The 13027-nt window shown below is 58.5% G+C and carries 10 protein-coding genes; all 10 read right to left on the bottom strand.

Translation table 11 applies throughout. The features are described from left to right. Window positions 1–47 precede the first annotated feature (47 nt). On the bottom strand, window positions 48–1613 hold the full coding sequence (locus AC4PS6_RS08065; RefSeq protein WP_003194736.1) for a SpoVR family protein: 1566 nt from the start codon (window positions 1611–1613) through the stop codon (window positions 48–50). Beyond that, window positions 1610–2881, bottom strand: a complete 1272-nt coding sequence (locus AC4PS6_RS08060; protein WP_003194735.1) for a YeaH/YhbH family protein — start codon at window positions 2879–2881, stop codon at window positions 1610–1612. The genes AC4PS6_RS08065 and AC4PS6_RS08060 overlap by 4 nt, the downstream gene beginning before the upstream one ends. Before the next feature lie 113 nt (window positions 2882–2994). After that, on the bottom strand, window positions 2995–4917 hold the full coding sequence (locus AC4PS6_RS08055; RefSeq protein ID WP_003194732.1) for a PrkA family serine protein kinase: 1923 nt from the start codon (window positions 4915–4917) through the stop codon (window positions 2995–2997). Window positions 4918–5202: 285 nt separating this feature from the next. After that, complete coding sequence (glpE, locus tag AC4PS6_RS08050) at window positions 5203–5532, bottom strand: thiosulfate sulfurtransferase GlpE (RefSeq protein ID WP_014720183.1); 330 nt, start codon at window positions 5530–5532, stop codon at window positions 5203–5205. 9 nt (window positions 5533–5541) lie between these two features. Next, a complete protein-coding gene (locus AC4PS6_RS08045; RefSeq protein WP_020302175.1) occupies window positions 5542–6393 on the bottom strand; it encodes a symmetrical bis(5'-nucleosyl)-tetraphosphatase in 852 nt (283 codons plus the stop codon). Further along, a complete protein-coding gene (gene apaG / locus AC4PS6_RS08040) occupies window positions 6393–6773 on the bottom strand; it encodes a Co2+/Mg2+ efflux protein ApaG (RefSeq protein WP_003194726.1) in 381 nt (126 codons plus the stop codon). Before apaG ends, AC4PS6_RS08045 begins: the two co-directional genes overlap by 1 nt. Before the next feature lie 237 nt (window positions 6774–7010). Next, a complete protein-coding gene (rsmA, locus tag AC4PS6_RS08035) occupies window positions 7011–7823 on the bottom strand; it encodes a 16S rRNA (adenine(1518)-N(6)/adenine(1519)-N(6))-dimethyltransferase RsmA (RefSeq protein ID WP_014720181.1) in 813 nt (270 codons plus the stop codon). Beyond that, window positions 7820–8809, bottom strand: coding sequence for a 4-hydroxythreonine-4-phosphate dehydrogenase PdxA (pdxA, locus tag AC4PS6_RS08030; RefSeq protein ID WP_003194722.1), 990 nt, complete (start codon window positions 8807–8809; stop codon window positions 7820–7822). The genes rsmA and pdxA overlap by 4 nt, the downstream gene beginning before the upstream one ends. Further along, window positions 8806–10140: a peptidylprolyl isomerase gene (locus AC4PS6_RS08025; RefSeq protein WP_137271085.1), complete on the bottom strand. Its 1335-nt coding sequence runs from the start codon at window positions 10138–10140 to the stop codon at window positions 8806–8808. The genes pdxA and AC4PS6_RS08025 overlap by 4 nt, the downstream gene beginning before the upstream one ends. Beyond that, entirely contained in the window at window positions 10121–12961 is a 2841-nt protein-coding gene (locus AC4PS6_RS08020) for an LPS-assembly protein LptD (RefSeq protein ID WP_336827516.1), read from the bottom strand. The genes AC4PS6_RS08025 and AC4PS6_RS08020 overlap by 20 nt, the downstream gene beginning before the upstream one ends. Between the last annotated feature and the right edge of the window lie 66 nt (window positions 12962–13027).

Below are 13027 nucleotides of genomic sequence, written 5' to 3'. Positions count from 1 at the left end.
GCGGCACAGGATAACGCCTGAGCCTGGCCAATGGAGGCTTTGCTGTTTCAGAGATGCACGACGGCCATGTCCAGGCGGCCATAGTCGTTGTCGTTATGATCGCTGCGCGGTGGTACATGGTGGGTCTTCATCACTTGGTCGCCCTGCAGGGTTTCCAAATGAATATCAAAACCCCAGAGCCGATGCAGGTGCTTGAGCACTTCCTCAGTGGATTCGCCCAAGGGTTTGCGGTCGTGTTGCTGGTGACGCAGGGTCAGCGAACGGTCGCCACGCACATCAATGCTGTAGATCTGAACGTTAGGCTCGCGGTTACCCAGGTTGTATTGCGCGGCCAGGGTTTCGCGAATGATGCGGTAGCCGGGTTCGTCGTGGATGGCAGGCACCACCAGGTCATCCTTGAGGTCGTCGTCCAGGATGCTGAACAACTTGAGGTCGCGGATCACCTGAGGCGACAGGTACTGCAGGATAAAACTCTCATCCTTGAAGCTGCTCATGGCGAACTTGATGGTCGATAGCCAGTCGCTGCCGGCGATTTCCGGGAACCAGCGGCGGTCTTCCTCCGTGGGGTGCTCGCACATGCGGCGGATATCGCGGTACATGGCAAAACCCAGTGCATAGGGGTTGATGCCGTTGTAGTACGGGCTGTCGAAGCCTGGCTGGAAGACCACGCTCGTATGGGACGTGAGGAACTCCATCATGAAGCCGTCAGTGACCAGGCCTTCGTCGTACAGGTCGTTCATCAGGGTGTAATGCCAGAAGGTTGCCCAGCCTTCGTTCATTACTTGGGTTTGGCGCTGGGGATAAAAATATTGCGCGATCTTGCGCACGATACGCACGATTTCGCGCTGCCAGGGCTCCAGCAGCGGTGCGTGCTTTTCGAGGAAATACAGGATGTTTTCCTGCGGTTCGGCGGGGAAGCGGGCATTGTCCTTGTCGCTGTTCTTGTCGGCGCGCTTGGGGATGGTGCGCCACAGGTCGTTGATCTGTTTCTGCAGGTGCTCCTCGCGCTCCTTCTGGCGCAGGCGTTCCTCTTCGGCGGAAATAGGATAGGGACGCTTATAGCGATCGACCCCATAATTCATCAGCGCGTGGCAGGAGTCCAACAGGTCTTCCACCGCATCGATACCGTGGCGCTCCTCGCACTGCATGATGTATTGCTTGGCGAACACCAGGTAATCAATGATCGAACTGGCATCGGTCCAGGTGCGAAACAGGTAGTTGCCCTTGAAGAAACTGTTATGCCCATAGCAGGCATGGGCCACTACCAGCGCCTGCATGCAGATGGTGTTTTCTTCCATCAGGTACGCGATGCACGGGTCGGAGTTGATCACGATCTCGTAGGCCAGGCCCATCTGGCCGCGTGTGTAGGACTTCTCGGTACTGAGAAAGTGTTTCCCGTAGGACCAATGGTGATAGCCCAGGGGCATGCCCACCGAGGCATAGGCATCCATCATCTGTTCAGCGGTGATGACTTCTATCTGATTGGGATAGGTGTCCAAGGCATAACCCGCCGCGATACGGCTGATTTCCCGGTCATAGGCCTGGATCAGTTCGAAGGTCCACTCGGAACCGGTGGAAATGGGTTGGCGCTTGTTCTCTTTTTTGGCGGTCATGTCACTAACCTGCGCTGGAAGAGTTCACGGAAGACCGGGTAGATATCGCCGGCCGAGACCAGTTGCTGCTGGGCGAACGTGTCGGCAAAGGCTTCGCCGATGCGCTCGTATTCGAACCACAGGGCCTGGTGCTCACGGGGGGTAATTTCGACGTAAGTGTAGTACTGCACGAACGGCATGATCTGGTTGATCAAAATGTCCCGGCAGATCGGCGAGTCGTCGTTCCAGTTGTCGCCGTCAGAGGCTTGGGCGGCGTAGATGTTCCACTCGTTGGCGGGGTAGCGCTCGGCCATGATCTCCTGCATCAGCTTCAGTGCGCTGGAAACAATGGTGCCGCCAGTTTCCCGCGAGTAGAAAAACTCCTCTTCGTCCACCTCTCGCGCGCTGGTGTGATGGCGGATGAACACTACGTCAATCTTGTCGTAGTTCCGTTTCAGGAACAGGTACAGCAGGATGAAGAAGCGCTTGGCGATGTCCTTGGTGGCCTGGGTCATGGAGCCGGAAACGTCCATCAGGCAGAACATCACCGCCTTGGAGCTGGGGTTGGGTTGCTTGACCAGCAGGTTGTATTTCAAGTCAAAGGTATCGAGGAACGGCACGCGGTGGATGCGCGCGCTGAGTTTTTCGATTTCCGCCTCGATTTCCTGGATATCGCCGAAGTTATCCGGTTCTTCGCGCTTCAAGCGTGCCAACTCTTCCTTGGCCTGCTTGAGTTTGGCGCGGCTGCTGCCGGAGAGGGCGATACGCCGTGCGTGGGCTGAACGCAGGGTGCGGATGATGTTGATGCGCGACGGGTTGCCCTCGTTGCTGATCCCTGCACGTACGGTCTTGAAGGTATCGGTGCCGGTCAGGTTGCGTTTGACTAGGTTGGGCAGTTCGAGGTCTTCGAACATGAATTCGAGGAATTCTTCCTGAGTGATCTGGAATACGAATTCATCCATGCCTTCGCCAGAGTTGCCGGCTTTGCCCGGGCCTTTGCCGCCGCCACCGCCTTGTGGGCGCTGGATATGTTCGCCAGTGGTGAATTCCTTGTTACCCGGGTGCACCACGGTCTGTTTGCCGCCGCGGCCATGGTGAAGTACCGGTTCGTCGATGTCCCGTCCGGGAATGCTGATTTGTTCGCCATGCTCCATGTCGGTGATGGAACGGCGGCTGACGGCCTCTTCTACCGCCTTTTTGATGTGGTCACGGTAACGCCGCAGGAAACGCTGGCGGTTTACCGTGCTCTTGTTCTTGCCATTGAGGCGTCGGTCGATCACATAGCTCATGGGGAGCCCTCCGGGCAGCTTCACGTTACAAGCTTCAAGCCGCGGGCTGGAAGCTTAGAGACAAGCGGTCAACTGCCAGGCCGGATGCCTGGCAGTGCGCGCTTGCCGCTGCCTTACTGCGATTTGCGAACCCGCAGGTACCACTCGGAGAGCAGTCGTACCTGTTTGTCGGTGTAGCCTCGCTCGACCATGCGTGTGACGAAGTCGTTGTGTTTTTGCTGATCCTCCTTGCTGGCCTTGGCGTTGAAGCTGATGACGGGCAGCAGGTCCTCGGTGTTGGAGAACATTTTCTTCTCGATGACCACCCGCAGCTTCTCGTAGCTGAGCCAAGTGGGGTTCTTGCCGTTGTTGTTGGCACGGGCGCGCAGTACGAAATTGACGATTTCGTTGCGGAAGTCCTTCGGATTGCTGATGCCGGCGGGTTTCTCGATTTTTTCCAATTCTTCGTTGAGGGCCACGCGATTGAGGATTTCGCCGGTTTCCGGGTCGCGGTATTCCTGATCCTGGATCCAGAAATCGGCGTACAGGACGTAGCGGTCGAAAATGTTCTGGCCGTATTCGCTGTAGGACTCCAGGTAAGCGGTCTGGATTTCCTTGCCGATGAACTCGATGTAGCGCGGCGCCAGGTATTCCTTGAGGAAGCGCAGGTAGCGCTCACGAGTTTCGGCCTGGAATTGCTCCTGTTCAATCTGTTGTTCCAGCACATAGAGCAAGTGCACCGGGTTGGCGGCAATCTCGTGGGGATCGAAGTTGAAGACCTTGGACAAGATCTTGAACGCAAAGCGCGTCGACAGACCGTTCATGCCCTCGTCCACACCGGCTGTATCACGGTATTCCTGGATCGACTTAGCCTTGGGATCGGTGTCCTTGAGGTTTTCGCCGTCGTAGACGCGCATCTTCGAATAGATATTGGAGTTCTCCGGCTCCTTGAGGCGCGACAGTACGGTGAACTGGGCAAGCATTTTCAGGGTGTCGGGGGCGCAATGGGCCTTGGCCAGGGAGCTGTTGAACAGCAGTTTGTCGTAAATCTTGATTTCGTCACTGACCCGCAGGCAGTACGGCACCTTGACGATATAGATCCGGTCGATGAAGGCTTCGTTGTTCTTGTTATTGCGGAAGGTATGCCATTCCGATTCGTTGGAGTGAGCCAGCAGGATCCCGGTAAATGGAATCGCCCCCAGGCCTTCGGTACTGTTGTAGTTACCTTCCTGGGTAGCGGTGAGCAGTGGGTGCAGCACCTTGATCGGTGCCTTGAACATCTCCACGAACTCCATCAGGCCCTGGTTGGCCCGGCACAATGCGCCCGAATAGCTGTAGGCATCGGCATCGTTCTGCGGAAACTCTTCCAGTTTTCGGATATCGACCTTGCCCACCAGTGCCGAAATGTCCTGATTGTTTTCATCGCCGGGTTCGGTCTTGGCCACGCCGATCTGGTTGAGGATCGACGGGTAGAGTTTCACCACCCGGAACTGGCTGATGTCACCGCCGAACTCGGCCAGGCGCTTGGTGGCCCAGGGCGACATGATGGTGTTGAGGTAGCGCCGCGGGATACCGAAGTCTTCCTCGAGGATCGCGCCATCTTCCGTGGCGTTGAACAGGCCCAAGGGGGACTCGAAGACGGGCGAGCCCTTGATCGCATAGAAGGGCACCTTCTCGATCAATTGCTTGAGCTTTTCCGCCAGGGACGATTTGCCGCCGCCGACCGGGCCGAGCAAATAGAGGATCTGCTTCTTCTCTTCCAGGCCTTGGGCGGCATGGCGGAAGTAGGAAACGATCTGGTCGATGCATTCTTCCATCCCATGGAAGTCTTCAAAGGCCGGATAGCGGCGGATCACCTTGTTGGAAAATATCCGCGACAGGCGCGAATTATTGGCGGTTTCCACCAGTTCTGGCTCGCCAATCGCCAATAGCAAGCGTTCGGCGGCAGAAGCGTAGGTGCTGCGGTCCTGTTTGCACAGCTCGAGATACTCCTGAAGCGTGAGTTCTTCCTGCTGTGTGGACGCGAAGCGTTGTTGGAAGTGGCTAAAGATACTCATGACGTCGTCACCTCGCTCGATACGTGGAGCCGACGCCGGATCAATCAGTCGATGCTGGCAGTCATTGACGCACGCCAATGGCTGTTTTCCCCCCAGAACACCCTGAAACGCTACCGATGACCCGTACGCCGGTGTACCGGCTCTCCCCTGATTCGGATGGCCTGCGCTTAAGGATAGTTCGGAATCCGGGAGGTCAAGGCGCGATGCGCAATTAGTTTAGCCGCGCCGTTCGTCAGAAACGGCGCAAGCCCAAGCGTCACGCGGGGTAGCGGGGTGTGAAAAAAATTATTGCGAATCGCCCGAGGAAATTTCCGCGGGATAGGTCGTACGCCACAGCTCAAACCCGCCGTCCAGGCTGTAGACGTCAGAGAAACCCTGGCTGATCAGATACGCGGCTGCACTCTGGCTGGAATTGCCGTGGTAGCAGGCGACGATCAGCGGTGCATCGAGGTCGGCGGCGCGGATGAAGTCGGCGATGTTGACGTTGTCCAAGTGCTGGGCGCCGGTGATGTGAGCGGCGGCATAAGTAGGCTGGTCGCGGATGTCGACGACTACGGCACCTTGCTCGCGCAGGGTCTGTGCTTCTTGGGGAGGGATACGTTTGAATTCGGTCATGGCGGGCTCCTATTGCTTGGCGGTGGCCGGCAGGGTAATGGAAAGGGGCGATTCGCACTGGCAGTCGAGGCGCTTGCCCGTGTCGATGTTCATCAGGGTCATGGCACCGCCCCACACGCAACCGGTGTCGAGGGCGAACACGCCGGGTTCATCGCACTTGCCTTCCAGCGCGGCCCAGTGGCCAAAGATGATCTTTGTGTCTCGGGTCTTGCGTTCCTTGTAGGCGAACCAGGGCTTGTAGCCGGGCAGGGCGGTGTCGGCGCCTTCCTTGCTTTTGAGGTCCAGTTTGCCTTCGGCCGTGCAGAAGCGCATCCGCGTGAAGTAGTTGGTGATGACTCGCAGGCGGGCCACGCCGGTGAGGTCGTTGTCCCACTTCACTGGGTCGTTGCCGTACATGCCGTCGAGGTAAGCGGTGTACAGGTTGTCATCACCCAATGCACTTTCAACTTCGGCGGCGCACTTGAGGGCTTTTTTCAGCGTCCACTGCGGCGGGATACCGGCATGCACCAAGGCCATGTTGCGATCCTCGTCGTAGTGCATGAGTTTTTGCCGGCGCAGCCAGTCGAGCAGTTGAGCGCGGTCTGGGGCTTCGAGAATTTCCCGCAGGGTGTCGCCTTTTTTGAGGCGCTCGATATTGTTGCCGGCCGCAAGCAGATGCAGGTCATGGTTGCCCAGCACGCATACCAAGGAATCACGCAGGCCATAGAGGTAGCGCAGGGTTTCCAGGGACTGTGGGCCCCGGTTAACCAAGTCTCCCACCAACCACAAGCGATCATTTGCCGGGTCGAAGGCTACGCGCTCCAGCAGGCGCTTGAGAGGGTCCAGGCAGCCTTGCAGGTCGCCGACCGCGTACGTTGCCATCAGTGCAGGGCTCCTGGCACAGCCAGGCGGAAGGGCTTGATGATTGCATCGAACAGTTGGCCGTCGGTGGCCTTCATTTGATACGAGCCTTGCATGGTGCCGACCTTGGAGGTCATTACCGTGCCGCTGCTATAAGTGTGGCTGGCGCCGCTGTCGATCAACGGTTGCTGGCCGACAACGCCTGCCCCGCGCACTTCCTCGACCTGGCCGTCGCCATCGGTGATGACCCAGTGGCGCGACAGCAGCTTGGCCGGCACCAGCCCGTTGTTCTTCACTGTAATGGTGTAGGCAAAGGCGAAGCGGTTATGTTCGGGTTGCGACTGGTCCGCCAGGAAGCGGGTGACGACGCTGACGTCTATCTGATAGCGAGGATCGGACATGCAAGAGGCCTTAAAAGCGAAGGACAGCAGATGCGGGTCAGTCTAGGCCAAGAGGTGGGCACTAGGCCAGACATGCTGTCTGGGCTCTTGAACTTGATGAAACGACTCTATCAACGTAACGCGGTTAAACCTGTGGGAGCGGGCTTGCTCGCGAATGCGGTGCGTCAGTCAACTGATCTATAACTGATCCACCGCATTCGCGAGCAAGCCCGCTCCCACATTGGAGGGTGTTGAACCCTATTGCGCTGTTGGCGCTGGCTGGATGGCAAGCTGGTCAGCCAGGCGCACGAACGCGGCCAGGTCCAGTTGCTCGGGGCGCAGGCCGCCGTCGACGCCGGCGGCTTCGATTTCAGCATTGCTCAGCAGGGCTTTGAGTGTGTTACGCAAGGTCTTGCGGCGTTGGTTGAACGCTTCGCGTACCACACGTTCCAGCAGTTTGTGATCCTTGGCCGGGTGCGGCAGTACGGCATGCGGCACCAGGCGCACGATGGCTGAATCGACCTTCGGTGGCGGGTTGAACGCGCCCGGGCCGACGTTGAACAGGTGCTCTACGCGGCAGTGATACTGGACCATGATCGACAAGCGGCCCCAGTCACCACCGCCAGGGCCTGCGGCCAGGCGCTCCACCACTTCCTTTTGCAGCATGAAGTGCATGTCGCGGATGATCCCGGCGTTGTTCAGCAGGTGAAAAATCAGCGGTGTGGAGATGTTGTACGGCAGGTTGCCCACCACCCGCAGGCTATTGGGCGCGGCATTGAGGCTATTGAAGTCGAACTTCAGCGCATCGCCCTGGTGCAGATTGAAGTTGGACTTGCCGGCGAACTGCTGGTTGAGGATCGGGATCAAGTCCTTGTCCAGTTCCACCACGTCCAGTTGCCCACCGCTGGCCAGCAGGCCTTGTGTCAGTGCGCCCTGGCCCGGGCCGATTTCCAGCAGGCGGTCTTCTGGCTTGGCATGGATGGAGCGCAGGATGCGATCGATTACGCCAGCGTCATGCAGGAAGTTCTGCCCGAAGCGCTTGCGCGCCCGGTGTTGGTAATGCTCAGTCATATACGGGTCTCGGCCATCTGATAGGCGGTTTCCAGGGCCACGTGCAGGCTGCCGGTATCGATCTTGCCGCTGCCTGCGAGGTCCAGGGCGGTGCCATGGTCGACGGAAGTGCGGATGATCGGCAGGCCCAGTGTCACGTTGACTGCGGCGCCGAAGCCTTTGTATTTCAGCACGGGCAGCCCCTGGTCGTGGTACATCGCCAGCACTGCGTCGCAGTGCTCCAGATATTTGGGGGTGAACAGAGTGTCTGCAGGCAATGGGCCGCGTAGGTCCATGCCTTCTTGGCGCAGGCGCTCTAATGTCGGTTCAATGATGTCGATTTCTTCATGGCCCAAGTGGCCGCCTTCACCGGCGTGGGGGTTAAGCCCACAGACCAGGATACGCGGCTGGGCAATGCCGAATTTGTGTTGCAGGTCGCTGTGCAGGATGCGCGTGACACGCTCCACACGCTCGGCAGTGATGGCATCGGCGATTTCACGCAGCGGCAAGTGGGTGGTCACCAGCGCCACACGCAGGCCGCGGGTGGCGAGCATCATCACCACTTGAGCGGTATGGGTCAGTTCCGCGAGGAATTCGGTATGGCCGGAAAAGGCGATACCGGATTCGTTGATCACACCTTTGTGCACCGGTGCGGTAATCATGCCGGCGAAGTCGCCGTCGATGCAGCCTTGGCCCGCACGGGTCAACGTCTCCAGCACAAATGCCGCGTTGGCCGTATTCAACTGCCCTGCAACCACTTTGGCTTGCAGCGGGGTGTCCCACACATACAGGCTGCCGGCGGGGGCCGGCAGGTCGGGCCAGTTGCCCGGCGCCACGTCCAGCAGGTTGACGGCCACACCCAGTTGCGCGGCCCGCTCAAGGAGCAGGTCGCGGCTGGTAATGGCAATCAGGGGGTGTGGCTGGGGTTGCGAGGCGAGCAGCAGGCACAGGTCTGGACCAATGCCGGCTGGCTCGCCGGGTGTCACCGCGAAACGCTGGGGTTTCACTGGGGTGCCTGGTCGGTGCCTGTTTGCTCGGCGCCTGGCAGCTTGTTCTCTACATACGCTTCGTCACGGATCTGACGCAGCCAGGTTTGCAGCTCTTCGTCGTATTTGCGGTTACGCAGTACGCTCAGGGCTTGCTGCTCGCGGGCCTGGGTGGTGTTGTCCGTGGCGCGACGGCCAAGCACTTCCAGCACATGCCAGCCGTACTGAGTCTTGAACGGCTTGGACAATACGCCTTGCGGTGTCTCGGCCATAACCTGCTGGAACTCAGGCACCAGAGCTTTCGGGTCGATCCAGTTCAGGTCGCCGCCGTTAAGGGCAGAACCTGGGTCTTCCGAGAAGCTTTTAGCCAGGGTGGCGAAGTCTTCACCGCTTTCAATGCGGTCGTAGATCTTCTGGGCCAGTTCCTTGGTTTGTGCCTCAGTGCGGATTTCGCTCGGTTTGACCAGGATGTGACGAACATGGACTTCGTCTTTCAGCGAAGTCTCGCCACCGCGACGTTCCAGCAGCTTCAGGATGATGAAGCCACCCGGGGTGCGGGCTGGCTGGGTAATACCACCGACTTCCATGGCGCTCAATTCGCGATCAAACGGAGGTGGCAATTGAGCGGCTTTACGCCAGCCCATGTCACCGCCTTCGAGGGCGTTGTCGCTGCCGGACTGAGCAATGGCCATCTGGGCAAAATCTGCACCCGCTTTCAGGCGCTCATAGATCGCCTGGGTTTTAGCGGCGGCGGCATTAAGCTGCTCAGAGTTGGCTCCGTCCGGGGTTGGGATCAGGATATTGGCCAAGTGCAACTCTTCGGAGAGCTGCATCTTGCCCAGGTCCGAGGCCAGGAAGTTCTTCACTTCCTGCTCGGACACCTGAACCCGCTCGGCCACACGGCGCTGGCGCACACGGCTGATGATCATTTCGCGCTTGATCTGGTCACGGGCGTCCTCGTAGGACAAACCATCGCGAGCCAGGGCGGCGCGGAACTGATCAATGCTCATGTTGTTACGCTGGGCGATGGTGCCAACGGCCTGGTTCAATTCTTCGTCTGAAATACGGATGCCAGAACGGTCGCCAATCTGCAATTGCAGGTTCTCGACGATCAGACGCTCCAGCACCTGGGGTTCCAGGACGCTGCTCGGTGGCACACCACCGCCACGCTTGGCGATGGTTTGCTGAACTTCCTTGACCCGTTGGTCCAGCTGGCTCTGCATGATCACGTCGTTGTCGACGATGGCCGCTACTTTATCCAGCTGTTGAACTGCGGCGTGTGCCGAAACAGTACCCAGGAACAGCGCGCCCAGCACTAGCGGGCGCAAACACTCAGAAAGCTTTGTCTTCACGTTCACGATAACCTTCAATGCCTTTGTCGAGGAAGCTCTCTACCTTGGCGCCGGTCAGGCCGCCGAGTCCTTTAAGGACGATCTGGAAGAAGAGCCCGTGGTCACCCTTTTCGTTCTGAGGGGCGATCTGCGTGTATTCGTCGTTGGAAACCCAGTAACGGTTGATGACGCGCAGTTTCCAGCAGCAGTTGTCGTACTCGAAACCACCAAAGGCTTCCAGGGTACGGTTGCGAGCATAGTCATACTGCCAGCGCGTGATCAGGTTCCACTGGGGAATGATCGGCCACATCATCGAGAAGTCGTGTTGTTGGATTTTGTAGTAATCCTTCACGAAGCCAGGCTTGCCTTCTTCGCCGAAGTCACCACCGAATTGCCATTTGCCGGTCAGCTGGTTGTAGACGATCTGATCGTTGCGATAGCGATAGCCGAGGTTGACCACCTTGTTCGGGTTATCTTCCGGCTGGTAGTGGAACATGGCGCTGCCCGAACGAGGGGTGTGGCTTTCAGTGTCCCAGTTATAGTCGGCCGTGGCACGCCAGTCACGGTTGAAGCGGAACTCATACTCAAGAGCTACCGGGGATACATCACTCTGGGCGTCGGCGCGGTCTGCTGCCAATACGCCCGGCAGTTGAACTTCACGATCTTTGAAGTACAAGGCCTGGCCGATGGCAACACGCTGGCGTTCGAAGCCGTTTTCTTCAATCCAGCGGCTGGTTAAGCCCAGGGACAGTTTGTTTTCATCGCCTATCCGGTCATTACCAACGAAGCGGTTGTCACGGAAGAGCGATGCGTAGCTGAACGAGTATTCACCGGAGTCGAAAACCGGGATATCGCTCTGGTCTTTATTGGGAACATAAAGGTAGAACGCGCGCGGTTCGAGGGTCTGACGATAGTCTTTGCCGAACCAGTTGGTATTGCGATCGAAGAACAGACCACTGTCGATGCTGGCAATTGGCACTGCACGATCTTGCGAGCTTTTGAATACACCGCCGGCGTATGGAGCTGCACCAGGCACCGTGGCAGCTAGCTGCCCGTCGACAATGTCTTTCTTGCCTTTACTGTCCAGGTCAAGGTCATACTTGGTGTAGACGTATTTGAGCCTTGGCGTAATAAAGCCGTAGCTTGACGTCATCGGGTACTCGATCGCAGGCGCTATGTTCAAGCGCGTACCGTTTGCGCGGGTCAGGCCGTTGACGTAGTTATCCAGGCGTCGCTCACCAATGGAACCATCGGGATTGAAGGGCCCGCCATCTTCGTTAACCACATTGCCGCTTCTGAGGTTGCGGTCAAATCTTACGGCTTCTGTCTCATAGGAAAGATTGACGCCCCCCGGATGGTACGGCAGCAAGCCATTAAAGGTGATTTGCGGGAGTCGATCATACGGCGTGATTTGTGAAATCGTGGCCAATTGCATCGCCTGGACATTCAGGCGAGCCTGATAAGAATCCCCGCGATAGGTCAAAGCACCTTGTTGGTTCAGGAAGTCCTGGCTCTGAACGCCTTCCTGATAGGACTTCAAATCCTGGAAATAGAACGGATCACTGATCTTGGTGTAATCAACCAAGGTCGTCAGACGCGAATCTAACCCACCCTTATGCTGCCAATTGAGCATATAGCGGGTTTTTTCGTAATCAGTCTGCTTCTTGCGCTCGTCATTGTCGTCGTTGAGGTACGCCCCACCAAACTGCCCTTCACTCGACTTGGTCAGATAGCGGAATTCGCCCTCCATCAACAAGCCGCGCTTGGTCATGTACTGCGGGTACAACGTGGCATCGTAGTTCGGCGCCAGGTTGAAGTAGTACGGTGTTACCAGCGTAAAGCCAGTTTCCCCACCGGTGCTGAAGCTCGGCGGCAGGAAGCCGGATTGACGACGGTCGTCGATCGGGAAGTAGATGTAAGGGGTGTACAGGATCGGGATGTTCTTGACCCGCAACGTCGCGTTGGTCGCCGTACCGAAACCGGTGGCCGGGTTCAACGTGATGTTGTTGCCCTTGAGCTGCCAGGCGTTGCTGTCCGGCTCGCAGGTGGTGTACGTACCGTCCTTGAGACGGATGATCGCATTCTCTGCACGCTTGGCGTATAGCGCGTTACCGCGGATGCGTGACTTGTGCATCACGTATTCGGCGTTATCGATCTGGGCGGCGCCGGTGTCGAGCTGGACTTGAGCGTGGTCACCCACGATCAGGGCGCCGTTGTCGCGCAGGCGCACCTTGCCATTTAGTTCGCCACGGTTCTCAGCCTGGTACAGGCTGGCTTCGTCCGCTTCCAGTTGCATGCTGCCCTGGCGCATGACCACGTCACCGGCCAGGGTAGCGACCTGCTGCTCCTGCTCGTAACGCGAGGCCTTGGCGCCGATGAAGGTCGGCGCATCGCTCTTGTTCGTCTTGTCGTTCATGCCAGGACGAGTCGGCTCGATGTACGCGCCGCCGCAGTAAGGGCCGGTTTCGGCCAACTGTGCTGCGGTCAGCTTGTCGCGAGGTACCCAGTCCAGGTGGCTGTAGTCGGCGCTGCGCGAGCGCAGGCCACGGCCCTTGGCTTCGGTGACCAGCATGGTCTTGGGCTCGGCGTCGACGCTGCCGCCAGCTTTGCCTTGCGGCGTGCTGTTGGCCGAGCTGACGGCAGCACCGTCATGCACCGGGCGCGGTGGCAATGGGGCGGCGGCCGTCTTCGGCGCACAATCCCAGGCACCCGAAGCAGAGACTGAGCAGTCATACTGTTCCGCGGCGACCACGAATGAGGTGGCGAAAGGTTGCAAGGCCAGCAGACTGCCGGTTACCAGCAACGGAAATTTTCTACGAAACGCGGGGGATTTCAATGCCATCTTATTAGTCCGGGCTTCCTGCGTGCCATCTGCCCGCGGTTTGGGCCGCACGCCTCTCGATGGTCT

The sequence above is a fragment of the Pseudomonas sp. DW-iso17 genome (genome assembly GCF_058725345.1).
The sequence above is the reverse complement of the archived record's forward strand: the minus strand, read 5'-3'. Positions and strand labels throughout refer to the sequence as shown.